Raw genomic sequence first — 23,946 nt, 5'->3', positions numbered from 1 at the left:
TGCTGCTCGGTGTCGTCGCCCAGGCGACCTTCCCGCCGTCGGTGGGCCTCGTCGAGGCCAACGCCGTCACCAACCCGGTGGCGCTGGCCCGGGTGCTGCTGCAGCACTACGTGATCGCGATGGAGGTCGTGGGCATTCTGCTGGTCACGGCTGCGCTCGCGGGGCTGGTGCTCACGCACCGGCGCCGGCTCGGCAAGAAGCCCACGCAGCGCGCGCTGGCCGAGGCGAAGGTGGCGCTGCTGCCGACCGGCCGGCAGCTCACGCCGCTGCCCGCCCCGGGCGTCTACGCGCAGAACAACGCGATGGACACCCCGGCGCTCGACCCGCAGGGCCGCCCGCTGGAGCACTCGGTGCCGCGCGTGCTGCGCATCCGCGGCCAGCAGCGTTCGGCGTCCGAGCTGCTCACCGCGGAGGGGCTGTTGGTGCAACGGATCCAGGTGGACCGGCCCGCGCCGGACCAGAACGAGGAGGAGGGCTGATGGAGCTCGTCAACTACCTCTACCTGGCGTCGATCCTGTTCGCGCTCGGTGCCACCACGGTGCTGCTGCGTCGCAACGCGATCGTCGTGTTCATGGGCGTCGAGCTCATGCTCAACGCCACCAACCTGGCGCTCGTGACGTTCGCCCGCATGCACGGCGACATCACGGGCCAGGTGCTCGCGTTCTTCGTCATGGTGGTGGCCGCCGCGGAGGTCGTCGTCGGACTGGCGATCATCGTGACGATCTTCCGTGCCCGCCGGTCGGCCTCGGTCGACGACGTCAACCTGCTCAAGAGCTAGAGGGGCCGACGACTGATGCAGACTCTTTCCCTCGCGCCCTGGCTGGTCGCCACGCCGCTGATCGGCGCGGCGCTGCTGCTCCTGGTCGGGCGCCGCAGCGACCGGTGGGGGCACTGGTTCGGTGTGCTCGCCTCGACGGCGACGTTCGTGATCGGCCTGGTGATCCTGCTCGACATGCTGGGCGTGGACGCCGCAGAGCGGGTGGGCGTCCACACGACGGCGAGCTGGATCGACGTGGGCCCGCTGTCGGTGGACCTCGGGTTCCAGGTGGACCCGCTGTCGATGACGTTCGTCATGCTGATCAGCTTCGTCGGCTCGCTGATCCACCTCTACTCGGTGGCGTACATGTCGCACGACCGCGACCGCCGTCGGTTCTTCGCCTACCTCAACCTCTTCGTGGCGGCGATGCTGCTGCTCGTCCTCGCGGACTCCTACCTGCTGCTGTTCGTCGGGTGGGAGGGCGTGGGCCTCGCCTCGTACCTGCTCATCGGGTTCTGGGACCACCACCTGCCCAACGCGGTGGCGGGCAAGAAGGCGTTCGTCATGAACCGCGTGGGCGACATGGGCCTGATCGCGGCGATGATGTTCATGCTGGCCACGTTCGGCGGGGTGGACTTCGCCACGGTGCTCGGGACGGCCGGGGCCGTCGACGAGGGCACGGCGACGGCGATCGGGCTGCTGCTCCTGCTGGCGGCCTGCGGCAAGTCGGCCCAGCTGCCGCTGCAGGCGTGGCTCGGCGACGCGATGGCCGGCCCGACGCCGGTCTCCGCCCTGATCCACGCCGCCACGATGGTGACCGCGGGGGTCTACCTCCTGGTGCGTTCGGGACCGCTCCTGGAGGCGGCGCCGGACGCCCAGCTCGTCATCGCCGTCGTGGGTGCGCTGACCCTGCTGTTCGGGGCGATCGTCGGTTGCGCCAAGGACGACATCAAGAAGGCGCTGGCTGCCTCGACGATGTCGCAGATCGGCTACATGATGCTCGCCGCGGGGCTCGGACCCGTCGGGTACGCGTTCGCGATCTTCCACCTGCTGACGCACGGCTTCTTCAAGGCCGGCCTGTTCCTCGGGGCCGGCTCGGTCATGCACGCGATGGACGACGACGTGAACATGCGCCGGTTCGGCGGGCTGGCCCGGCTGCTGCCCGTCACGGCGATCACGATGGGCCTCGGTTGGTTGGCGATCCTCGGCGTCCCGCCGTTCTCCGGCTTCTACTCCAAGGACAAGATCATCGAGGCCGCGTTCGTGGGAGAGGGCTGGCGCCCGTGGGTCTTCGGGATCGTCGCCCTGGTGGGCGCCGGGATCACCGCGTACTACATGTCGCGCCTGTTCTTCATGACGTTCATGGGCCGACGGCGGTGGGCGTCGGAGCTCGCGGGCGGTGCGGGTCGTGACGGCGCGGCCGACGGCACCCCGGTGCGGCACCCGCACGAGTCCCCGTGGCTCATGACGCTGCCGATGGTCGTGCTGGCGATCGGGTCGGTCGGGCTCGGGTTCGTGCTGAACGCGGGCGACCGGTTCGTGCACTGGCTCGAGCCGGTGACGGGCCACGCCGAGCACCATGAGCCGGTCCTGCCGATCTGGCTGATCGTGACGCTGACCCTCGTCCTCGTGGTGCTGGGCGCGGCGCTCGCCTTCGTGCAGTACGCCGTGCAGCGGGTGCCGACGACGCCGCCACCCGCCTCTGCGCTGGTGCGTGCGGCTCGGGTGGACCTCCACCAGGACGACGTCAACGAGGGGCTCGTGATGCTGCCGGGCAAGGTGCTGACGCGGTCGATGGTCTTCGCGGACCGGACGGCCGTCGACGCGGGTTGGTTGGGCCTGGCCGGGGGCGTGGGACGCCTCGGTGGCTGGCTGCGCGGGCTGCAGTCCGGGTACGTCCGGCAGTACGCCGCGACGACCCTGGGTGGTCTGGGCGTGATCGTGCTCGTGATCTGGCTGGTCTCCGGCCAGGGGGCGAGCTGAGGCGTGGAAGGGATGATGATGTCCGGCTTTCCCTGGGTGACTGCTCTCGTGGTGTGGCCGCTGGTCGCGGCCGCGGCGACGGTGCTGACCGGTGCGGGGCGCGGGCGCCCCGCCTCGGGCGCGGCGAGCGGGGGCGGCGCGTTCCGCGCCGGCACGGCCCGTACGGTGGCTCTCGTCGGCTCGCTGGTGGAGGTCGCCCTGCTGGTCGGCGCCTTCCTGGCGTTCGACACGTCGGCGGCGGGCACCCACCAGCTGACCGAGACGTACGCGTGGATCCCGGCGATCGGGGCGAGCTACGCCGTCGGCGTCGACGGGGTCTCGTTGCTGCTGGTCGCGCTGAGCGTGGGCCTCGTGCCGCTGGTGATCCTCGCCGCCTGGCACGAGCAGGGCGGTGACCACGTCCGGCTGCGGCGCTATCTCGCCACCGTGCTGGTGCTGCTGTCCTTCATGGTGGTCGTGTTCACGGCGCGCGACGTGTTCCTGTTCTACGTGGTCTTCGAGGCCATGCTGATCCCGGCGTACTTCCTGATCGGAGGCTTCGGGCAGGGCGCGCAGCGCCGGTACGCGGCGGTGAAGTTCCTGCTGTTCTCGCTCGCGGGCGGGCTCGTGATGCTGGTCGCCGTCGTCGCGCTGTACCTGCAGGTACCGGTGGACCCGGCTACCGGGCTGCGCCCCGAGGACGCGTTCCTGACGGCGAGCATGACCGGCCTGGAGCTCGACCCGACGGTCGAGCGGCTGATGTTCTGCGCGTTCTTCCTGGCGTTCGCGATCAAGGCGCCGATGTTCCCGGTGCACACCTGGCTGCCGGACGTGACCCAGAACTCGACGCCGGGCACCTCCACGCTGCTCATCTGCGTCCTGGACAAGGTGGGCACGTTCGGGATGCTGACCCTGTGCCTGCCGCTGTTCCCGCAGGCGAGCCGATGGGCGGCTCCCGCGATCATCGTGCTCGCGGTGATCTCGATCCTGTACGGCGCGATCCTCGCGATCGGCCAGACCGACCTGCTGCGACTCATCGGCTACACGTCGGTGTCGCACTTCGGGTTCATCATCCTGGGCATCTTCACCTTCACGTCCCTGGGGATCTCGGGTGCGAGCTTCATGATGCTCAACCACGGGATCTCGACGGGGGCGCTGTTCCTGCTCGCCGGGTTCGTGATCGCCCGGCACCCGCGCCGCAGCCAGCAGATCGCCGACTACGGCGGTCTGCGCAAGGTCGCGCCGGTGCTGGGCGGGACGTTCCTGGTCGCGGGCCTCTCGGCGCTCGCGCTGCCGGGTCTGGCCACGTTCGTCTCGGAGATCATGGTCTTCCTCGGCGCGTTCGCCCGGTGGCCCGCGCCGGTGCTGGTCGCGATCCCCGCCGTCGTGCTCGCCGCCGTCTACGTGCTGCTGACCTACCAGCGCATGTTCACCGGCGAGATGGGTGCCGACGTCGTCGGCGCGAAGGACCTGGACGTCCGGGAGAAGACGGTCGCCGGCGTGCTGGTGGCCGCGCTGGTGGTGCTCGGGCTGATGCCCGGGCCGGCGCTGGACTACGTGCGCGAACCCGCGGGCGTCTCCGTCGAGCACGTGGGTGAGACCGATCCGGAGCCCGTCCTCGGGGCTCTCGAGGGGAGCGAGCAGTGAACGCGTTCGAGGCACCCGTCATCGAGTGGGGCGTCCTGATGCCCGTCCTGGTGGTGCTGGCCGCCGGCGTGGTCGGCGTCCTGATCGAGGCCTTCGTGCCCGACCGGGCGCGCCGCACCACCCAGGTCGTCCTGACCCTCGCGGCCCTCGTCGGCTCGCTCGCGTCCGTGGTCCTGCTGTGGGACCGCGTCACGACCGAGGGGTACGCCTTCGTGGTGGACGGCACGTACCTGCTCACCCCGTTCACGCTGGGCATCCAGGCCGTGGTGGCCGTGCTGGCGCTGCTCGGCGTGCTGGTGATCGCCGACCGCACGCGCACCGGCCAGGACGCGTTCGCGCCCACCGCGGCCGCCGTGCCCGGCACCACGTACGAGGACGCCGCCCGGGAGGCGGGGCTGCAGCAGACGGAGATCTACCCGCTCGTGCTCTTCGCGACCGGCGGCATGCTCCTGTTCCCCGCGACGGACAACCTCATCGTGCTGTTCATCGCGCTGGAGGTGCTGTCCCTGCCGCTGTACGTGCTGTGCGCGACGGCCCGCCGTCGGCGGCTGCTGAGCCAGGAGGCGGCGTTCAAGTACTTCCTGCTCGGGTCGTTCGCGAGCGCCATCATGCTGTTCGGCATCGCGCTGGTCTACGGGTTCGCGGGGACGGTCAGCATCGAGGGTGCGCTCTTCGTCCTGGCGCACCCGGAGAGCCAGGTGCTCGAGCTGATGCCCGGCCTGGTGATCGCGGGCGTGCTGCTCATCACGGTGGGCCTGCTGTTCAAGATCGGTGCCGCCCCGTTCCACACGTGGACGCCGGACGTCTACCAGGGTGCACCCACCCCCATCACCGGCTTCATGGCGGCGTGCGTCAAGGCCGCCGCGATCGGTGCGCTGGTGCGGGTGATCTTCACGCTGGCGGCGGGTCTGGACGAGCCGCTGCGGCGCGACCTCGAGGTCGGGCTGTGGGCCGTGGCGATCCTCACGATGCTGATCGGCACGGCCGCGGGCGTCGTGCAGACGGACGTCAAGCGGATGCTCGCGTACTCCTCGATCGCGCACGCCGGGTTCCTCGCTGTCGCCTTCGTGGGCTTCTCCGAGGTCGGGTCGCAGGCCGTGCTGTTCTACGTGCTCGCCTACGGGCTCGCGACCCTCGGTGGTTTCGCGGTCGTGACGCTCGTGCGCGAGCAGGACGCCGACGGCGTGGTGCTCGGGGAGGCGACGCACCTGTCCCAGTGGGCCGGGCTCGCGCGTCGCTCGCCCTGGCTCGCCGCGGCGTTCACCCTGTTCCTGCTGTCGATGGCGGGCATCCCGCTCACCGCGGGCTTCGTGGCGAAGTTCGCGGTGTTCTCCGCGGCGGTGGCCGCGGGCGCCTGGCCGCTCGCGGTGCTCGGCGTGCTCGCCTCGGCGGTCGCGGTGTTCTTCTACGTGCGGCTCATCGTGCTGATGGTGCTCACGCCGCGCTCCGAGGATGCGGAGGACGTCGGCGCGGCCGACGGCGCAAGGCCGGCCGAGGGCGAGCCTTCGGCCGACGGCGGCGCACCGGCGACCGCCACGCTGGCCGCGGCGCGGTCCACGCTCGCCCGGGCCTCCGTGGTCGTGGTGACGTCGCGCGGGCCGGCGACCGTGGCGATCGTCCTGTGCGCGGTCGGGGTCGTCCTGCTCGGGGTGGTGCCGCAGATGGCACTCGACTGGGCCACGCAGGCGGCGACGTTCCGGCCTCTGCAGCCGTGACGCCCGGTTCGCTGAGGCCCGGTCCGGGCAGATAGGTTCGGATCGTGACCCGTGCTACCGACGCCTCGGCCGGCGCCTCAGCCGCGCTGCCGACCGCCATCCCGCTGAACGATCCCGAGCTGGCCGAACGGCTCGCGGGACGGCTGGCACAGGTGGACACCGCCCTGGCTGCCGCCGTCGCGTCGACGGACGCGCTGGCCGACGACGCCTCGCGTCACCTGGTCTCCGCAGGCGGCAAGCGGTTCCGGCCGCTGCTGACCCTGCTGGCGGGCGAGCTGGGGGACGGGGCGGACCCGCGGCTCGTCGACGCCGCCGTGGTCGTCGAGCTGACCCAGGTCGCCTCGCTGTACCACGACGACGTCATGGACTCCGCGCCGGTGCGCCGTGGTGCACCGGCGGTGCACACCATCTGGGGCAACTCCGTCGCCATCCTCGTCGGCGATCTGCTGTTCGCGCGCGCCTCGGCGCTCGTGGCGGGTCTGGGGCCGGAGGCGGTGGTGCTGCAGTCGCAGACGTTCGAACGGATGTGCCTCGGTCAGCTCCACGAGACGACGGGACCGGGCGTGGGGGACGACGCCGTCGAGCACTACCTGCAGGTGCTCAGCGACAAGACGGCGTCGCTGCTGGCGACGTCGGCACGGCTCGGCGCGATGTTCGGTGGCTGCTCGGACGAGATCGTCGGGGCGGTCACCGGGTACGGCGAGAAGGTGGGCACGGCGTTCCAGCTCGCCGACGACGTGCTCGACATCGCGTCGTCCGGCACCGAGTCCGGCAAGACGCCGGGGACCGACCTGCGCGAGCACGTCCCGACCATGCCGGTGCTGCTGCTGCGCCGTCGGGTGGAGCGCGGCGAGGCCACGCCGTCGGACATCGAGCTGCTGGCCCGTCTCGACGGGGACCTGTCGGACGACGCGGCGCTGGCCGCCGTCGTGGCCGAGCTGCGCGAGCACCGTGTGCTCGCCGAGACGCGCGAGCTCGCGGTGCGCTGGGCGCGGGAGGCGGCGGCCGAGCTGGCGCCGCTGCCCGAGGGCCCGGTGAAGCAGGCGTTCGGGGACCTGGCGACCGCACTGGCCGACCGGGCCACCTGAGAGGACGGGCGCGGGGCGAGGACCTGTCGTCCTCACGCCCGCGCCCGCCGGCCTGACCCGCGGGTCCCGCGCGATCAGGAGCCTGTCAGGACGTCACGACACCGTGATGCCCGTCGTGTACGCGCCGGAGCCTGAGTAGGCGTGGACGACGACGCGGTAGTAGCCGGACGACGCGGAGTAGGTGAGCGCGTCGAGGCTCGACGTCGTGGTGCCCTGCGCCACGGTGGACCAGCTGCTGCCGCTCCAGCGCTGCAGGTAGACGTCGAAGTCGCCGTTCGAGGGGCCCTCGACGCAGGCGGTGACGGTCGCGGAACCGCTCTGGTTCCAGTAGGTCCCGTCAGGGTGCACGGCCTGGCCGCCGCGGTTCAGGGAGCCGTTGCCCGTGTAGGAGGAGCCGGTGCAGGACGTGCCCGGGTCGCCGCCGTCGTCACCGCCACCGCCGTTGGTGACGAGGGTGAGGTTGTAGCGGGACAGGATCGGGTTGACCGGCTGGAAGTAGGTCGTGCCGCCGGAGCGGCAGTTGCCGGACCCGCCGGAGGTGACGCCCTGCGCCTGGTCGCCCGCGAGGAGCGAGCCGCCGGAGTCGCCGGGCTCGGCGCACACCGTGGTGCGGATGAGGCCGTTCACGCTGCCCTGCGGGTAGGTGACGGTGGCGTTGTAGGCCTGGATGGTGCCGCAGTGCCAGCCCGTGGTGGAACCGGAGCGGCACACCTGCGAGCCGACCGGTGCCTGGGTGGAGCCGGCGACCGCGACGGTGCCACCGTTGTAGTCGTTGACCGCGCCGACGGGGTTGTCGTCGGAGCCGGTCCGGACGTGGGCCATGTCGCTGCCGGGGAAGATCGAGGCGGCGAAGGTGCCGCTCGGCTGGGACGTCGTCGCCCCGGTCGAGCCGCAGTGCCCGGCCGTGACGAACCCGGTGGTGACGGCGAAGCCGACGGAGCAGCGTGAGCCGCTGCCGATGTAGTAGGCGTTGCCGCCGACGACGTCCTGGTAGGTGCGGGGTTCCTCGGTGGTGACCTCGAAGGTGATGGCGCGCTGGGGGACTCCGGCGACCCGGGCCGCCTGACGGGCCTCACCGCGGGAACCGCGGTGCACCTGGACGACGATCGTGTTCTCCGCGAGGTCGACGTAGGTGCCGGGCACGCCGTCGACGTCCGTCAGGGGCGCGGTGAGGGAGGACTGCCACTGCTCCAGGTCCTCCAGGGAGTAGCGGGCGGTGACGGCCTCGGCGCCGGCCTTGCGGACCGTCGAGGACTTGCCCGCGTCGGTGACGGCCGCGTAGACGACGTCGTCGTCGGTGTCGAGCCACAGGCCCGCGAAGTCGTCGCCGAGCTCGTCGTCGAGCTCGTCGAGGGTGATCGAGGCGTCGGCCTGGAAGTCCAGGCGCTCGACGGCACGGTCCTTGGTCACGTCGAGGTCGTCCTGCATGGCCTCGAGCAGCTCGACGGGGTACTTCTCCGCCAGGTCCGCGTCGCCGAGCGGGTCGTCGGCGTCGGGGGTCGGGCTCGCAGCCTGGGCGGTGAACGCCGTGGCCACGAAGGTGAGCGTCGCCGTGGTGGTGGCGAGCGTCCTGAAGGTCGTTCGTCTCATGGAGCTTCCTTCCGTCAGGTGCCGGGCGGAGTACCCGGCAGACCCCACGGTATGCTCATCGTTCAGCATCTGCCCAGATACTATTCAGGTCATACCGAGGTAGTATCCAGGCCGGACACGGTAGCCCGGAGCATCGATGGTGGTGCGGGCACCAGCCTGCCCGGTTCGGGTGGATCGTGCCCGCCGAACGGGTCAGGCCGGGCCGACCCGGGCGGCCGTCAGCGCCAGCGCCGCACCGACGAGCATCGCGGGTCCGAACGCGATCGCGGTCCGCCGGGTGGCTCGCCGGGTGACGATCAGGGCCAGGGCGGTCAGGCCGCCGACCAGGAACGGCAGCACGGCCACGGCCCACAGCACCGACCAGCCGTACCAGGCGCCGACCAGCCCGAGCAGCACCGCCAGCTTGACGTCACCGAGGCCGAGACCCGACGGGCTGATCAGGTGCAGCAGCAGGTACCCGGCGCCCAGCGAGAGCGCCCCGAGCAGCGCGCGCAGCGAGACGTCCCAGGAGTCACCGGCGAGCGCCGCGCCCGCCAAGAGCAGGCCGACGACGGCGGTGGTCGGGTAGGTGAGGGCGTCCGGCAGGCGGTGGGTCGCCCCGTCGACGACCCCGAGCGCGACGCCCGCGACCGCGGCGACGGCGAGCGCCGGCGTCGACCATCCCGGGCCGCTCGCCCACACCGCCCACACCAGGGCGAGCGTGCCGCCGACGACGATGCGACGCCGGTACGGCGACGTCTCGAGCGCGGCGCGTTCGGTGAGGGTCGGCACGCGAGGATCGTAGGGGAGCCTGCCGCGCAGCGGGCGGGCCGTCCACAGGTGCGGGCGGGCCGGACGGTCAGGCCGGACGGTCAGGCCGCCAACGCGTCGCCCGCCACCACGATCTGCACCACGCACAGGGCGGCGACCGCCATGCTCAGCAGGAAGGGAGCCCTGCTGTGCGGTCGGACCATCCCGAGGGCACCGGCGGCCGCCGCGAGCAGGCAGGCGACCACGGTGAGTGCCACGGCCGGTCCGGCGGGACCGCCCGGCGGGCCGGTCATCGTCGTCACGCACCCGGCGGCCAGCACGACCGGGGCGACGACGCTCGCGCCGCGCCGCCCGAGCCGGTGCGGCAGCCCACGGATCCCCGTGGCGCGGTCGTCCTCGAGGTCGGGCAGCACGTTGGCGACGTGCGCGCCGACGCCGAGCAGCGCCCCCGCGAGCACCGCCCACCCGGCCACCACCCGCCCGTCACCGGCCGCCGCCACCACGAAAGCGGGCAGCAGACCGAACGCGACGGCGTAGGGCAGCCACGACCAGACCGTCCGTTTGAACCAGAGGTTGTAGGTCCACCCGCCGGCGAGGACACCGAGGTTCGCCAGTCCCGCTCCGGTCCCGGTGGCGAAGCCCAGCACCGTGCTCACGCCCGCGGCGACGAACGCGCCCGTCCGCAGCGTGCCGGTGGTGACCGCCCCGCGCACGGTCGGCTTGTCGGTGCGGCCCACCTGGCGGTCCCGGGCGGCGTCGAGCCAGTCGTTGCTCCAGCCGATCGAGAGCTGACCGGCCGCGACGGCCGCCGTCACCAGGAGCGCCCGCCCGATGCTCGGTTCGATGCGCAGCGCGAGCGCCAGGGCGAACAGCGTGACCATGGCGGCCGGGGCGGGGTGCGTGGCCGCCAGCATCCCGCGGGCGAGCTTGCCGACGTCGGACATGACGCGAACCTAGTGGCGGCAGAACCTCGGCACGACCGGGGGCCGGGTGGCAGCATGAGGGCGTCCCTCGACGTCGACCGACCGGAGCCCGCCATGGAGTCACTGTCCCTGCCCGCCCTGACCGACGAGCTCATGGCGAAGGCCCGCCAGACCAACGGCCGAGGAGCACGCACCGTCCGCGGCGGCCACGACCACGCGCTGCGTCAGGTGGTGGCCGTCCTGACCGCCGGTCGCGAGATGAGCGAGCACGACGCGCCCGACGAGGCCACCCTGCAGGTGCTCCGGGGGCGGGTGCGGCTGGTCGCCGGGGAGGAGTCGTGGGAGGGGACCGTCGGCGACTTCGTCGTCATCCCGCCGGTACGGCACCGCCTGGAGGCTCTCGAGGACTCCTCGATCCTGCTCACCGCGCTCGCGGCCGGAGCCGTCCGCCTCTGACCCGCACCGTCCCCCGCGCGTCGAGGCCGGTGAGGTGCCACGATGCCAGCATGTCCCGTGTGCTGGCCGTCGCCCCCGCGCTGCCCCCGGACGTCTACCCGCAGCAGCAGATCTCGGAGGCGATCGTGCCGCTGCTCGCTCCGGAGGGCGCACGCCGCAGGCTCGCGCACCGGGTCCACGCCGCCTCCGGCGTGGACACGCGCCACCTGGCGCTCCCCATCGACGAGTACGCGGGCCTGACGTCGTTCGGCGACGCCAACGCCCACTTCGTGCGGGTCGGGACGGACCTGGCCGAGCAGGCGGGCCGGGAGGCGCTCGCGTCTGCGGGAGTCGAGCCCGAGGAGATCGACCTGGTGTTCTTCACGTCGGTGACCGGTCTGGGTGCGCCGTCGATCGACGCGACCCTGGTGCACCGCCTGGGTCTGCGCCCCGACGTCCGGCGGGTGCCGTCCTTCGGCCTGGGGTGCGCCGGCGGGGCGGCGGGCCTGGCTCACCTGCACGAGTACCTGGCCGGGCACCCGCGCCAGGTCGCCCTGCTGGTCTCGGTCGAGCTGTGCTCGCTCACCTTCCAGCGCGACGACACCTCGACGGCCAACCTCGTCTCCTCCGGCCTCTTCGGGGACGGGGCGACGGCCGTCGTCGTCGCCGGGGACGCCGTCCGCCGCGGTCCGGGGCCGACGGCGCAGGTGATGGGCAGCCGCAGCCATCTGTACCCGGGCACGGCGGGCGCCCTCGGCTGGGACGTGCGTGACACCGGGTTCGGCATCGTCCTGTCCCCGGAGCTCCCGGAGCTGCTGCGCGCCCATCTCGCCGGCGATGTCAAGGATCTGCTCGCGCCGCACGACCTCACGGTGGACGACGTCGGCACGTGGATCGTGCACGCCGGGGGACCGAAGGTGGTGGACGCCGTCCGCGACGCCCTCGCGCTGCCGGAGAGCGCCGTCGCGCGCACCCGGGCGACGCTCGCTGCCGAGGGCAACCTGTCGTCGTCGTCCGTGCTCCACGTGCTGGCCGCGACGCTGGCCGACGGCGCACCACGGCCGGGGGAGTGGGCGGTCCTCATGGCATTCGGGCCGGGGGTCGCCGCGGAGCTGGTGCTCCTGAGCGGTCGGGAGGCGGGATGGGCGTGATGCTGTACGCGGCCCTGGTGCTGGCGACGGGGCTGGAACGCCTCGCCGAGCTCGTCGTGTCGGCCCGGCACGCCCGCTGGTCGTTCGCGCGCGGCGGGGTCGAGTCGGGGCGCGGGCACTTCGGGCCCATGGTCGTGCTGCACACGGGGCTGCTGGTGGCGTGCGTCGTCGAGGTCGTCGCGCTGGACCGGCCGTTCCTGCCGTGGCTGGGTTGGCCGATGCTCGTCCTCGTCTTGGCGAGCCAGGGGCTGCGGTGGTGGTGCATCGCCACGCTCGGCCCGCAGTGGAACACCCGGGTCATCGTGGTGCCGGGGCTCGACCTGGTGCGCCGCGGCCCGTACCGCTGGATCCCGCACCCCAACTACGTGGCGGTGGTTCTCGAGGGGATCGCGCTGCCCCTGGTGCACTCGGCGTGGATCACGGCCGTCGGGTTCACGGTGCTGAACGCCTGGCTGCTCCTGGGGTTCCGGATCCCGGCCGAGGAGCGTGCCCTCGAAGCCGCGGTGGAGCCGGCGCGGGACACCGGCGGCCGGTGAGTCCCGACGCCGACGTCCTGGTCGCCGGCGGCGGACCGGTCGGGCTCGCCGCCGCGATCGAGGCGCGCCGTGCGGGGCTGGACGTCGTCGTCCTGGAGCCGCGGGCCGCTCCGGTGGACAAGGTGTGCGGCGAGGGGCTGATGCCCGGCACGCTCGCGGCGACGCGGCGGCTGGGGGCCGACCCGCCGGGTCGGGAGATCCGGGGGATCTCCTACCGGCAGGACGGGCGCGTGGCCGACCACCGCTTCCGTGCGGGGCCCGGCCGCGGAGTCCGCAGGACCGCCCTGCACGCCGCGCTGCACGAGGCGGCGCTCGCGGCCGGCGTGGTGGTCGTGCCGGGCCGGGTCACGTCGGTGGCTCAGGACGACGACGGCGTCACGGCGTGCGGCGTGCGGGCCCGCTGGCTGCTGGCCTGCGACGGGCTGCACTCGCGGGTGCGCCGGGAGGTCGGCCTGGAGCGGGCCGCGGAGGGTGGTCCCGGCCGGGTCGGTGCGGGTCGGCGGTTCGGGCTGCGCCGGCACTACCGGGTGGCGCCGTGGTCGGACCTGGTGGAGGTCCACTGGGGGCCGCGTGCGGAGGCCTACGTCACACCGGTCGCGGACGGGCTGGTGGGTGTCGCCCTGCTCGGCCCGCCGGGGGCGGGCTTCGACGCGGGGTTGGAGTCGATCCCCGAGCTCCTCGGGCGACTGGTGCGCGCGGTGCCGGACGGGCCGGTGCGGGGCGCGGGCCCGCTGCGGGTGCGCACGTCGGCGCGCACGGCCGGCCGCGTGCGGCTGGTCGGGGACGCGTCGGGGTACGTGGACGCCCTGACGGGCGAGGGGCTGCGGGTCGGGTTCGCCCAGGCGCGGGCCGCCGTCGCGCACCTGGACGACGCCGCCGCGTACGAGCGGGCGTGGCGGCGCGTGACGCGGGACTACCGCCTGCTGACGTCCGGGCTGGTGGGGGCCGCGGCGTCGTCGCTGCGGCGGGGCGTCGTGCCGGCGGCGGTCCGCCTGCCGCGTGTGTACGGCGCGGTGGTCGAGCGTCTGGCGCGCTGATCCGGCGTCGACAGCGGCCTGCGTCCCGTCATGCGAGACGTGGTGTTCACCTCTCGGGACAGATGTGAGAACCTGGCACTCCTGCCCGCATGCTGGAGTGGCGGCAGGTGAGGCGAGCCTCACCAGTGCTCGTAGACTTGAACGCCACGCAAGCATCGAACCGGAAGGCGTACCTCGCAGTGAGCAGCTCCCGACCTCTGCGCGTCGCGATCGTCGGCGCAGGCCCCGCGGGCATCTACGCCGCGGACATCCTGTCCAAGACCGACCTCGACGTCAGCATCGACCTCTTCGAGCGTCTGCCCGCCCCGTTCGGCCTCGTGCGCTACGGCGTCGCGCCCGACCACCCGCGCATCAAGGGCATCATCGGAGCCCTGCACAAGGTGCTGAGCAAGGGTGACGTGCGGCTGCTCGCCAACGTCAACTACGGCGTCGACCTCAAGCTCGAGGACCTGCGCGAGTTCTACGACGCGGTCATCTTCTCGACCGGTGCCATCCGCGACGCGGACCTCACGATCCCCGGCATCGACCTGGACGGATCCTACGGCGCCGCCGACTTCGTCTCCTGGTTCGACGGCCATCCCGACGTGCCGCGCACCTGGCCCCTGGAGGCCAAGGAGGTCGCGGTGCTGGGCGCCGGCAACGTCGCGCTCGACGTCGCGCGGATCCTGGCGAAGCACCCGAAGGACCTGCTGCCGACGGAGATCCCGGCCAACGTCCTCGACGGTCTCGAGGCGTCCCCGGTGACCGACGTGCACGTCTTCGCCCGCCGCGGACCCGCCCAGGTGAAGTTCTCCCCGCTGGAGCTGCGCGAGCTCGGGCACGTGCCCGACGTCGACATCGTCGTCTACCCGGAGGACTACGACTTCGACGAGGGCTCGATGGCCGCGATCGAGGCGACCAACCAGACCAAGCAGGTCGTGAAGACCCTCACCGACTGGACCCTCGTCGAGCCGTCGCAGCAGACCGCGTCGCGCCGCATCCACCTGCACTTCCTGCACGCGCCGGCCGAGGTCCTCGGCGAGGACGGGAAGGTCGTCGGCCTGCGCACCGAGCGCACGGCACTGCAGGGCGACGGCACGGTGAAGGGCACGGGCGAGCTCCACGACTGGCCCGTCCAGGCGGTCTACCGTGCGGTCGGCTACTTCGGCTCGCCGCTGCCGGAGATCCCCTTCGACCACCTCAAGGGCGTCATCTCCAACCGGGAGGGTCGGGTCGTCGACCTCGAGGGCGAGCACCTGCCCGGCGTGTACGCCACCGGCTGGATCAAGCGTGGTCCGGTCGGCCTCATCGGGCACACGAAGTCCGACGCCTCGGAGACGGTGCGGCACCTCGTCGAGGACGTCGCCGACGACGGCCGCACGGCTCCGCACGGCGACCCGCAGCAGGTCGTCGACTTCCTCGCCGAGCGCGGCGTCGACGTCGTCACCTGGGACGAGTTCTCCCTCCTGGACGCGCACGAGATCGCGCTGGGCGAGCCCCACGGGCGCGAGCGCATCAAGGTCGTCCCCCGCGAGGAGATGATCGACATCGCGAAGGGTCGCGCCTGACCCTGACGAACGACGAGGCCCGACGGCGGTGGGAACCGCCGTCGGGCCTCGTGCGTTGCACGGGTGTCGCCTGGAAGGAGAACACACGTGGGTCATCGGCACTTCAACGGTCTCAAGACCGTGCTGCTCTTCGGGGTGCTGTGGGCGGTGCTGCTCGGCATCTGGGCCGTGTTCTTCCGCGGCAGCCAGAGCATGCTGTTCGTCTTCGCCGCGCTCGGCCTGATCAGCACCGCCGTCGGGTACTGGAACTCCGACAAGATCGCCATCAAGGCGATGCACGCATACCCCGTCACCGAGCTCGAGGCGCCGGAGATGTACCGGATCGTGCGCGAGCTGTCCACGGTCGCCCGGCAGCCGATGCCGCGCCTGTACATCTCGCCGACGCAGGCGCCCAACGCCTTCGCCACCGGCCGCAACCCGAAGAACGCCGCCGTGTGCTGCACGGAGGGGATCCTGCGCATCCTCGACGAGCGCGAGTTGCGGGGCGTGCTCGGTCACGAGCTCATGCACGTCTACAACCGGGACATCCTCACCTCGTCGGTGGCCTCGGCGCTGGCCGGTGTCATCACCTCCCTCGCGTCGTTCCTGATGTTCTTCGGCGGGGGTGACCGGCGCGACGGCGGCAACATGCTGGCCGGCCTGGCGCTCGCCATCCTCGCGCCGTTCGCGGCGATGCTCATCCAGATGGCGATCTCGCGCACCCGCGAGTACGACGCGGACGAGGACGGCGCCAAGCTGACCGGTGACCCGCTGGCGCTGGCCTCCGCGCTGCGCAAGCTCGAGCAGGGGACCGCCGCGGCGCCGCTGCCCCAGACGCGGGACCTGGAGAACGTCTCCCACCTCATGCTGGCCAACCCGTTCCGCGGCGGCGGCATGGCGAAGCTCTTCTCGACCCACCCGCCGATGGGCGAGCGGGTCTCCCGCCTGGAGAAGATGGCCGGCGGGACCGGATTCGGTCCTGGCGGCATCTCCCGCTACTGAGCGACGCCCCCTGCCGGGGTCAGCGGGCGGGGTGGTGCCCGGCCAGCATGGCCTCGAGCGCCACGGCGACGCCGTCCTCGGCATGGTGGCCGACGACGACGTCGGCCTCGGCGAGCACGTCCGGGTGGGCGTTGGCGACGGCGATGCCGCGCCCGGCCCAGCGCAGCATGGGCAGGTCGTTGGGCATGTCCCCGAAGGCCCACACGTGGGCGGGCTCGATGCCCAGCCGAGCGCACCAGCGGGCGAGCGCGGCGTCCTTGGTCACCTCCGGGGCGAGCAGCTCGGCGAGGCCCGCGGCCCCCGAGAACGCGAGGTGCGCCCGTGGCCCGACGGCGGAGCGGACGGCGGCGAAGAACTCCTCCTGCTCGCGGTCGCCCGCCTCGTGGCCGACGTCGCCGGGCCGGGTGGACAGCGCCGCCCCCGGCCGGACGGCGAGCAGCTTGCCGACAGGCCCGTCGGCCGCTGCCGGGGTGCCGCCGTCGGGCAGCGTCTCCTCGACCGGCACGGACCGCGCCGTCGCGGGCAGGTCGGTCTCATCCCGGGGGAACCAGGGGTCGAAGGCGGGGCCGTCGGGCCGCTCGAACCCGAGCGCGATCTCGGGGACGGCGGCACGGAGGTCCGTGACGAGCCCGCGCAGGGCGTCGTCGGCGAAGCCGCGGACCTCGAGCGCGGTGCCGGTCGCGAGGTCCCAGACGGCAGCACCCCCGAGGCAGACGACGCGACCGTGACCACCCACGCAGTGGGCCAGGCCGGGCAGCCAGCGCGGCGGGCGGGCCGTGACGAACACGATCTCGATGTCCTGCGCCTCGACGGCTCGCAGGGCGGACCGGGTGCGGTCGGAGACGGTCCCGTCCGGGCTCAGGAGCGTGCCGTCCAGGTCGGTCGCCACCAGACGGGGGAGGCGGCCGGGGGTGCTCACCGGTAGTTGACGAACTGCAGCGCCACGTCGAGGTCCGCGCCCTTGAGCAGGGCGATGACGGCCTGCAGGTCGTCGCGCTTCTTGGAGCTGACGCGCACCTCGTCACCGGTGATCTGGGTCTTGACGCCCTTGGGGCCCTCGTCGCGGATCAGCTTGGTGATCTTCTTGGCGTCCTCGCTGCTCAGACCCTCCTTGAGCGTGGCGGGCAGGCGGTACTCCTTGCCGGAGGCCTGCGGCTCGCCCTCGCCCGTGTCGATGGCCTTGAGCGAGACGCCGCGTCGGATCAGCTTGGTCTGGAAGACGTCCAGGACGGCGTTCACCCGCTCCGCGGAGTTGGCGACCAGCACGATCGCGTCGCCGCTCCAGGAGATCGAGGCGCCGACGCCGCGGAAGTCGTAACGCTGGTTGATCTCCTTGGCGGCCTGGTTGAGGGCGTTGTCGACCTCCTGGCGGTCGACCTTGGAGACGATGTCGAACGACGAGTCGGCCATGGCGGTGCTCCTTGCTGTGTCGGGACGTGTGACCACCGTAGTCGGCGCGCCGCGTGGTCGGTACGGCCGCCCGGCGGCGGAGCCCTCGAGCGGGACCTTCCGGACGAACCGGATGGGTAGTTCTATCCACCGGACGCTCTGTCCCCGCGGGCCCGGTCAACGGTAAGGTTCGTCGCGGAGTCGTCGGCCCGTCGCCGCCGACGTCCGCAGGGGCTTCCGGATCTTCTCCGCGCAGCGCGGACCGGTCCGCGCGCCCCCGTGCCCCCGGCGACGAGCCGCAGCAGCGCTGAAGAAACTACTGAAGGGTCCTCGCATGAGCCTCGTCTCACGCGTCCTCGAGAACCGCCGGTCCGTCGCGTCCGCGGGCGTCGTCGCACTCTTCGGCGCCGGTCTCGCCGGGTTCGCGCTCTGGTACGAGGGTGAGGCGACGGCGGACATCGACCTGAACGACTCCGGCGTCTGGGTCACGCAGACCTCCACGGGGACGCTCGGCCGCTTCAACCACGAGGCGCAGGCGCTCGACGGCACACTGCTCGCGAACTCCGTCAGCTTCGACGTGCAGCAGAACGCGCAGCGGGTGCTCCTGGAGAGCGACGGGGACTCGTCCGCGAGCCCGGTGGACCCGGCACAGCTCGCGCTGCGCGGGACGATGAAGTTCCCTGCCGGTGCCGAGGTCGTCACCGGCGGCTCGACGACGGTGGTCCACGACGCCGAGCACGGACGGGTCTGGGTGCTCCCGTTCGACGGCAGCGTCGGGTTCGACGAGAACGAGCTCGACCCGGACCTCGAGGTCGGCACGGGCGGCGCAGCGACCGTGGCCGAGGACGGCACGGTGTTCGTCGCCGTCCCCTCCGACAGCGCCCTGTACACGATCGAGACCGCCGCCCAGGGCACCGCGGCCGGTCACAGCGAGGATCGGCTGCCGGTCCACGGCGAGGCAGAGGTCCAGCTCACCACGGTCGGCGACGACGTCGTGGTGCTCGACCGGTCCACCGGCAACCTCGTGCTGCCCGGCGGGGACACGGTCGAGGTCGACGGGGGCGCCGAGGCGCAGCTCCAGCAGGGATCGGCCGACGCCGACGTCGTGGTGCTGGCCACCTCGCGGGGCCTCGTCTACCAGCCGCTCGACGGCGGTGACGCCACCACCCGGTCGGCCAACGGCACGCCGGCCCGCCCGGTCCAGCTCGGTGGCTGCACCTATGGCGCGTGGTCGATCTCGGGCCAGGTGATCCGTGACTGCCCGGGAGTCGACCACGACGAGGACATGGTGCTCGAGGGCATCAGTGACACCACCGCCCTCGCCTATCGGGTGAACCGGGACGTCATCGTGCTGAACGACATGGTCAACGGCACGGTGTGGATGGCGGCCGAGGACTTCCAGAAGGTCGACGACTGGGAGCTCACCATCCCGGAGGACGCCGAGGGCGAGGAGGCCGAGTCCGAGGAGACGATCCCCGAGCAGGTGGACCAGTTCGTCGCGGACCGCGAGGCGAAGAACAAGCCGCCCATCGCGGCCGACGACTCGTTCGGCGTCCGACCGGGGCGCACCACCGTGCTCGACGTGCTGGGCAACGACGTGGACCCGGACGGCGACGTGATGACGGCGTCGGTCGAGTCGGCCCCGGAGGGGGACCTCACCGTCGACCGCGTCCTGGACGGGGCGGCGCTGCAGGTCGACGTGCCCGCGGACGCGACCGGGAAGACCACCTTCACCTACCAGGTCGACGACGGCCGCCCGAAGGGCACGGACACCGCGTCGGTGGAGGTCCGCGTGGTCCCGCTGTCCGAGAACGATCCGCCGGAGCAGACGGGCGAACCGGTGCTCAAGGTGGGGCAGGACGGCACCGGATCCATCAAGGTGCTGCCCTACTTCGAGGACCCGGACGGTGACGACCTCTTCCTGTCCCACGCCAGCACCGGCGACCCGAACGACGAGATCCGGTTCCGCCCGGACGGCACCGTCGAGTTCCGCGACGGCGGTGGCGCCACCGGCCGCAAGATCGTCGACGTCACCGTGTCCGACTCTGCCGGGTCGCCGTTCGAGGGGCGGCTCCTGGTCGACGTCGTCGCCGCCAACGTCCCGCCGGTCGCTGTGCAGGACCACGTCACGGTGCTGTCCGGACAGCCGGTCACGGTCTCGCCCTTGACGAACGATCACGACCCGAACGGTGACTCGCTGCGTCTGGTCCACGTCGCCGAGAAGGACGGCGTTGCGATCACGCAGAACCTCGCGGCCGGGACCTTCACCGCGCAGGGTGACGAGCCGGGCTCCTACGACGTCACCTACCAGATCAGCGACGGCCCGAACTCGACCATCGGTCTGGTGCGGGTCGACGTCATCGCCCCGCCCGACTCGGACTCGGCACCGGTCGCGGTGTCCGACCAGGTCCTGCTGCCCACGAACGGGACCGCGCTGCTGGACGTCCTGGCGAACGACACGGACCCGGCCGGTGGCGTGCTCGTCGTCCCGTCCGTGGACGTGCCGTCCGACGCCCCGATCGACGTCAGCGTGCTCAACCACCACGTGCTCAAGGTGACGGAGACCAAGCGGCTCGACGAGCCGGTCACGTTCGAGTACACGGTGGCGAACGCCTCGGGCTCCACGACGGGGGAGGTGCGCGTGGTCCCGATCCCGGCCTCCGACGTGCTCCGGCCCCCGGAGGCGGCGCCGGACGAGGCCCTCGTCCACACCGGCGACGTGGTGACGATCGCCGTCCTGGACAACGACAGCCATCCCGACGGGCTCGAGCTCGCGCTCAACGACGAGCTCCAGGAGGAGCCGGACGCCGCCCTCGGCGAGGCGTTTGTCTCGGAGGACGCGGTGCGCTTCCGCGCCGGCTCCGAGCCGGGCACGGCGCACCTGGTGTACGAGGTGATCGACAGCAACGACCAGAAGGACTCCGCCCAGGTGACCATCACGATCCAGGGCGACGATGAGAACACGGCGCCGCAGGTCCCGGACACCGAGGCCCGGGTGCTCAGTGGTCGGACGGTACGCATCGCGCTCCCGCTGGACGGGGTCGATCCCGACGGGGACCACGTCACCCTGAGCTCGATCTCGAAGGCGCCCGGCAAGGGGACAGCGAAGATCGTCGACGGGTACATCGACTACACCGCGGGCAAGGGCTCCGCCGGGTTCGACACCCTGACGTACGAGGTCACCGACACGCGCGGCGCCGTCGGCGAGGGTTCCGTCCGCGTCGGGATCGCCGCACCGCCGGGGACGAACCAGTCGCCGCAGGTGGTGGACGACGAGACCACCGTGCGGCCCGGACGGACCGTCGCGGTGCGCGCCCTCGAGAACGACTCCGACCCGGACGGCGACGAGATCGGCCTGGTCTCGGACGGCTTCGAGGGGATGCCCGAAGGGCTCGAGCCGGAGGCCGTGGACGACGACGTGGTCCTGGCGGCGCCCGACGTCGAGGGGACGTATGCCTTCTACTACACCGTCCAGGATGCGTTCAAGGCGCGCACGACGGGGGCGATCAGCCTGACCGTCGACGCGGAGGCGCCCCTTCTGCGCCCGGTGGCGGTCGACGACGTCGTGACCGCGGACCAGGTGCAGGGCTCCGCGTCGGTCACCGTCGACGTGCTGGCCAACGACGTCGACCCGGACGGCGTCGGTGCCGACCTCACCGTGACGGTGGACGAAGGACTCGAGGGGGTCGAGGTCACGGAGGACGGACAGATCTCCGTGGCGCTCGCCGCAGACGCTCGCGTCATCACCTACACGGTCACCGACATCGACGGGCTGCAGGCCAAGGCCTTCGTGCGGGTGCCCGGCGACCAGGCGCGGCCGTACCTCCAGCCGGGCATGGACCCGGTGCAGACGACCAGCGGTGAGCCGCTGACGATCGATCTCGCGGAGTACGTGGTGGTGCGTGACGGCCGTGAGCCCCGCATCACGGAGGAGAAGTCGGTCCAGACGGCTCAGGGGACCGTCTCGGTCGAGGACGCCGACACGTTCGTCTACACCTCGGCCGAGGACTACGCCGGGGCGGCGTCGGTCAGCTTCGAGGTGACGGACGGCGACGGACCGGACGACGCCGACGGCCTGACCGCCGTGCTGACACTGCCCATCGAGGTCGTCCCGACGGAGAACATGGCACCGGAGATCGTCGGTTCGCCCGCGTTCGAGGTCGCGGCCGGCGAGGAGGGCGCCGTCGACCTGGCCCGGTACGTCGAGGACCCGGACGGCGACGACCTGACGTTCGAGGTCGACGGTGCCGACGGGATCTCGACGTCGGTCACCGGCGGCACGGTCACGGCACAGGTCGAGCCGAACGTCCCCCGGGGTACGGCGACCAACATCGCGTTCACCGTCTCCGACGGCGAGAACCCGCCCGTGAGCGGCGACCTCACGCTGACCGTCGTGGGCTCCACGCGGCCGCTCGTCCAGACGTCGCCGGACGAGGTGCCGGACGCCCACCAGGGTGTCGAGATCCGCGTGCCGGTGCTCGAGAACGACACGAACCCGTTCCCCGAGGACGCGCTGACCATCGTCGGCGCCTACGGCGAGACGGGGGACGGCCAGGTGTCGTTCGACGACTCCGAGGTCATCGTGACCCCGGGCGAGAACTTCCACGGCGTGCTCACCGTGCGCTACACGGTGCAGGACGTCACCGAGGACCCGGACCGGCAGGTCGACGGGTCGCTGACGGTGACCGTGCTCGGCCGGCCCGAGGCGCCCCGCGCCCCGGTGGTCGAGGAGGTCCGCTCCGAGACGGTGGTGCTGAGCTGGGAGCAGCCGAACAACAACGGTGCGGAGATCACCGGCTACGTCCTGCGCACCGACGGCGGCCAGTCGACCGAGTGCACGACGACGACCTGCACGTTCGACGGCCTGACGAACAACGTGACGTACACGTTCACCGTGGCCGCCCTCAACGAGGTGGGAGAGTCCGACGAGTCGCCGGCCTCGGCGGAGGCACGTCCGGACGAGAAGCCGGACCCGCCGGAGCCGCCGAGCCTGGAGTTCGGCGACGAGTCCCTGACCGTCACCTGGAAGAACCGCACGTACACCGACCGGTCGCCGATCGAGTGCGTCAACCTGGAGATCAGCCCGGCGCCCGCCGACGGACGGATCCAGAAGACGTGCCTCACGACCACCACGCTCGAGTGGGACGGTCTGACCAACGGCACGGCCTACACGGTGCGGGTACAGGCGATCAACGCGGCACCGGACCCCTCCGACTGGTCCGAGGCGTCGGCGCCGGAGACCCCGGCGGGCCCGCCTTTCAAGCCGGGCGCGCCCACGGCGACCCGCATCGACACCGCTGTGGGCGGTCAGACGACGGTGGCCTGGAACCAGCCGGACACCAACGGTGACGCCATCAAGATGTACTACCTCGACGTGCTCGAGAACGGGTCGAAGGTGCGGACGATCGAGGTGGCGGGCACCACGACCTCGCAGACCATCCAGGACCTGACCACCACGTCGAGCTACACGTTCGTCGTGTCGGCCGAGAACAAGGCCGGCACCTCGGAGAAGAGTGCGGCGTCGAACGCGGTCGTGCCGTACGGCACGCCGGTGACCCCGACGGGCGTGTCCGCCAGCCTGGGCAGCAACACCAGCGGCCGCGCGACCGTGAGCTGGGGCGCGTCGTCGGACTTCCGCGGTCCCGGCCCCTACTACCAGGTGCGTGCGAACGGTTCCGGTGCGAAGGGCGCCGACAACAAGACCAGCTACCAGTACACCGGTCTGAGCAACGGCACCGCGTACACGTTCCAGGTGCGGGCCTGCAACGAGTACGACTGCTCGGCGTGGTCGACGGCGTCGAACTCGGTGACGCCGTTCACGACACCGGGCCGGCCGGGGATCCGGACGTCGACGGTCAGCAAGGAGCAGGGCGAGTTCCGGGTGACGGAGCCGAGCAACAACGGTGGCCGGGCCGTGCAGAAGATCGAGTACCAGCGGTCGTGGGGCTCGAACGGGACCGCTACCTCCTGGCCGTTCACGCAGAACACGCCGAAGAAGTTCGACTCCACCTACACCCTTAGTGCGCGGGCGTGCAACCAGGCGGGTTGTGGGGCCTGGGCGTCCGCGAGCTACTCGACGTACACGCCGAACCCCAGTGCGACCGTGTCCCATGGATCGGGGACCGGCTACGTGAAGGGCTGCGAGTCCGGCGCCTGCAACTACTACAAGGTCACGCTGAAGGACTTCTACCCCGACAACGCCTCGCACACCATCGAGTGCTGGTCGGGCAGCAACCCACAGTACTCGGGCGGGTGGCACAACATCCGTACCTACGGCGACGGCAAGGTGTGGAAGAGCCCCGGCGGGCCCGGTTACACCAAGAGGCTCCCGGCCAACGGGACGGTCCAGCTCGGCTGCTTCTACGGCCACCCCGGGACGCAGGTCGCCGTCGTCATCGACGGCAAGCGGTACGCCGCCCGGAACTGGTAGCCATGACG

At 72.1% G+C, this 23,946-nt stretch carries 18 protein-coding genes; 13 read left to right on the top strand and 5 right to left on the bottom strand.

Annotated features, from left to right (window positions below; translation table 11 throughout):
* From ACWAT2_RS07225 to ACWAT2_RS07200, 6 genes are all read left to right on the top strand, one after another.
* A partial coding sequence (locus ACWAT2_RS07225) for an NADH dehydrogenase subunit 6 (protein ID WP_480048695.1) occupies nt 1-479 on the top strand: 479 nt, incomplete at its 5' end.
* A complete protein-coding gene (nuoK, locus tag ACWAT2_RS07220) occupies nt 479-778 on the top strand; it encodes an NADH-quinone oxidoreductase subunit NuoK (protein WP_402372646.1) in 300 nt (99 codons plus the stop codon). The genes ACWAT2_RS07225 and nuoK, both read left to right, overlap by 1 nt.
* A 15-nt stretch (nt 779-793) precedes the next feature.
* Nucleotides 794-2,740 carry an NADH-quinone oxidoreductase subunit L gene (nuoL, locus tag ACWAT2_RS07215; protein WP_402372644.1) on the top strand — a complete coding sequence of 649 codons (1,947 nt, stop codon included), beginning with the start codon at nt 794-796 and terminating at the stop codon, nt 2,738-2,740.
* Between the two features lie 15 nt (nt 2,741-2,755).
* Nucleotides 2,756-4,366 carry an NADH-quinone oxidoreductase subunit M gene (locus tag ACWAT2_RS07210; RefSeq protein WP_402372947.1) on the top strand — a complete coding sequence of 537 codons (1,611 nt, stop codon included), beginning with the start codon at nt 2,756-2,758 and terminating at the stop codon, nt 4,364-4,366.
* The gene (gene nuoN, locus ACWAT2_RS07205) at nt 4,363-6,081 is read left to right on the top strand and encodes an NADH-quinone oxidoreductase subunit NuoN (RefSeq protein WP_402372641.1); all 1,719 of its coding nucleotides are present in this window, start codon (nt 4,363-4,365) and stop codon (nt 6,079-6,081) included. Before ACWAT2_RS07210 ends, nuoN begins: the two co-directional genes overlap by 4 nt.
* A gap of 44 nt (nt 6,082-6,125) precedes the next feature.
* On the top strand, nt 6,126-7,169 hold the full coding sequence (locus tag ACWAT2_RS07200) for a polyprenyl synthetase family protein (protein WP_402372639.1): 1,044 nt from the start codon (nt 6,126-6,128) through the stop codon (nt 7,167-7,169).
* A 93-nt stretch (nt 7,170-7,262) separates the two neighbouring features.
* Here ACWAT2_RS07200 and ACWAT2_RS07195 read toward each other — a convergent pair whose 3' ends face one another.
* The 3 genes from ACWAT2_RS07195 to ACWAT2_RS07185 all read right to left on the bottom strand — a co-directional run bounded on the left by ACWAT2_RS07195 (nt 7,263) and on the right by ACWAT2_RS07185 (nt 10,453).
* The gene (locus ACWAT2_RS07195) at nt 7,263-8,759 is read right to left on the bottom strand and encodes a S1 family peptidase (RefSeq protein ID WP_402372637.1); all 1,497 of its coding nucleotides are present in this window, start codon (nt 8,757-8,759) and stop codon (nt 7,263-7,265) included.
* Between the two features lie 192 nt (nt 8,760-8,951).
* Nucleotides 8,952-9,530 (bottom strand): prepilin peptidase, encoded by a 579-nt coding sequence (locus ACWAT2_RS07190; RefSeq protein ID WP_402372634.1) that lies wholly within the window; start codon nt 9,528-9,530, stop codon nt 8,952-8,954.
* An 80-nt stretch (nt 9,531-9,610) separates the two neighbouring features.
* Nucleotides 9,611-10,453: a UbiA family prenyltransferase gene (locus tag ACWAT2_RS07185; protein WP_402372631.1), complete on the bottom strand. Its 843-nt coding sequence runs from the start codon at nt 10,451-10,453 to the stop codon at nt 9,611-9,613.
* Between the two features lie 54 nt (nt 10,454-10,507).
* Here ACWAT2_RS07185 and ACWAT2_RS07180 point away from each other — a divergent pair, with 54 nt between their 5' ends.
* The 6 genes from ACWAT2_RS07180 to htpX all read left to right on the top strand — a co-directional run bounded on the left by ACWAT2_RS07180 (nt 10,508) and on the right by htpX (nt 16,119).
* Nucleotides 10,508-10,888 carry a cupin domain-containing protein gene (locus tag ACWAT2_RS07180; RefSeq protein WP_402372629.1) on the top strand — a complete coding sequence of 127 codons (381 nt, stop codon included), beginning with the start codon at nt 10,508-10,510 and terminating at the stop codon, nt 10,886-10,888.
* Between the two features lie 50 nt (nt 10,889-10,938).
* Nucleotides 10,939-12,018: a type III polyketide synthase gene (locus tag ACWAT2_RS07175; protein WP_402372628.1), complete on the top strand. Its 1,080-nt coding sequence runs from the start codon at nt 10,939-10,941 to the stop codon at nt 12,016-12,018.
* Nucleotides 12,009-12,554: an isoprenylcysteine carboxyl methyltransferase family protein gene (locus ACWAT2_RS07170; protein ID WP_402372626.1), complete on the top strand. Its 546-nt coding sequence runs from the start codon at nt 12,009-12,011 to the stop codon at nt 12,552-12,554. The genes ACWAT2_RS07175 and ACWAT2_RS07170 overlap by 10 nt, the downstream gene beginning before the upstream one ends.
* Nucleotides 12,551-13,591: an NAD(P)/FAD-dependent oxidoreductase gene (locus tag ACWAT2_RS07165; RefSeq protein WP_402372623.1), complete on the top strand. Its 1,041-nt coding sequence runs from the start codon at nt 12,551-12,553 to the stop codon at nt 13,589-13,591. The genes ACWAT2_RS07170 and ACWAT2_RS07165 overlap by 4 nt, the downstream gene beginning before the upstream one ends.
* A gap of 179 nt (nt 13,592-13,770) precedes the next feature.
* The gene (locus ACWAT2_RS07160) at nt 13,771-15,138 is read left to right on the top strand and encodes an FAD-dependent oxidoreductase (RefSeq protein ID WP_402372621.1); all 1,368 of its coding nucleotides are present in this window, start codon (nt 13,771-13,773) and stop codon (nt 15,136-15,138) included.
* An 87-nt stretch (nt 15,139-15,225) separates the two neighbouring features.
* Entirely contained in the window at nt 15,226-16,119 is an 894-nt protein-coding gene (gene htpX, locus ACWAT2_RS07155; RefSeq protein ID WP_402372619.1) for a zinc metalloprotease HtpX, read from the top strand.
* A 19-nt stretch (nt 16,120-16,138) separates the two neighbouring features.
* On the opposite strand, the gene ACWAT2_RS07150 is transcribed toward htpX, so the two are convergent.
* Together ACWAT2_RS07150 and ACWAT2_RS07145 are read right to left on the bottom strand one after the other, a co-directional pair.
* A complete protein-coding gene (locus ACWAT2_RS07150) occupies nt 16,139-17,038 on the bottom strand; it encodes an HAD family hydrolase (protein WP_402372617.1) in 900 nt (299 codons plus the stop codon).
* Nucleotides 17,035-17,529, bottom strand: coding sequence for a YajQ family cyclic di-GMP-binding protein (locus tag ACWAT2_RS07145; RefSeq protein ID WP_171782394.1), 495 nt, complete (start codon nt 17,527-17,529; stop codon nt 17,035-17,037). Before ACWAT2_RS07145 ends, ACWAT2_RS07150 begins: the two co-directional genes overlap by 4 nt.
* A 313-nt stretch (nt 17,530-17,842) precedes the next feature.
* On the opposite strand from ACWAT2_RS07145, the gene ACWAT2_RS07140 reads away from it, so the two are divergent.
* Nucleotides 17,843-23,938, top strand: coding sequence for an Ig-like domain-containing protein (locus ACWAT2_RS07140; protein WP_402372614.1), 6,096 nt, complete (start codon nt 17,843-17,845; stop codon nt 23,936-23,938).
* Nucleotides 23,939-23,946: the final 8 nt, after the last annotated feature.

It is taken from the genome of Isoptericola sp. GX10416, assembly GCF_056590155.1.
This window is presented reverse-complemented; position numbering and strand designations above follow the sequence as displayed.

What these genes read in the sequence shown, in the direction of transcription:
- nuoK (WP_402372646.1), top strand. Translation starts at nt 479, where the DNA reads ATGGAGCTCGTCAACTACCTCTACCTGGCGTCGATCCTGTTCGCGCTC.
- nuoL (WP_402372644.1), top strand. Translation starts at nt 794, where the DNA reads ATGCAGACTCTTTCCCTCGCGCCCTGGCTGGTCGCCACGCCGCTGATC.
- ACWAT2_RS07210 (WP_402372947.1), top strand. Translation starts at nt 2,756, where the DNA reads ATGATGTCCGGCTTTCCCTGGGTGACTGCTCTCGTGGTGTGGCCGCTG.
- ACWAT2_RS07195 (WP_402372637.1), bottom strand. Translation starts at nt 8,759, where the DNA reads ATGAGACGAACGACCTTCAGGACGCTCGCCACCACCACGGCGACGCTC.
- ACWAT2_RS07185 (WP_402372631.1), bottom strand. Translation starts at nt 10,453, where the DNA reads ATGTCCGACGTCGGCAAGCTCGCCCGCGGGATGCTGGCGGCCACGCAC.
- ACWAT2_RS07180 (WP_402372629.1), top strand. Translation starts at nt 10,508, where the DNA reads ATGAGGGCGTCCCTCGACGTCGACCGACCGGAGCCCGCCATGGAGTCA.
- ACWAT2_RS07175 (WP_402372628.1), top strand. Translation starts at nt 10,939, where the DNA reads ATGTCCCGTGTGCTGGCCGTCGCCCCCGCGCTGCCCCCGGACGTCTAC.
- ACWAT2_RS07170 (WP_402372626.1), top strand. Translation starts at nt 12,009, where the DNA reads ATGGGCGTGATGCTGTACGCGGCCCTGGTGCTGGCGACGGGGCTGGAA.
- ACWAT2_RS07145 (WP_171782394.1), bottom strand. Translation starts at nt 17,529, where the DNA reads ATGGCCGACTCGTCGTTCGACATCGTCTCCAAGGTCGACCGCCAGGAG.
- ACWAT2_RS07140 (WP_402372614.1), top strand. Translation starts at nt 17,843, where the DNA reads ATGAGCCTCGTCTCACGCGTCCTCGAGAACCGCCGGTCCGTCGCGTCC.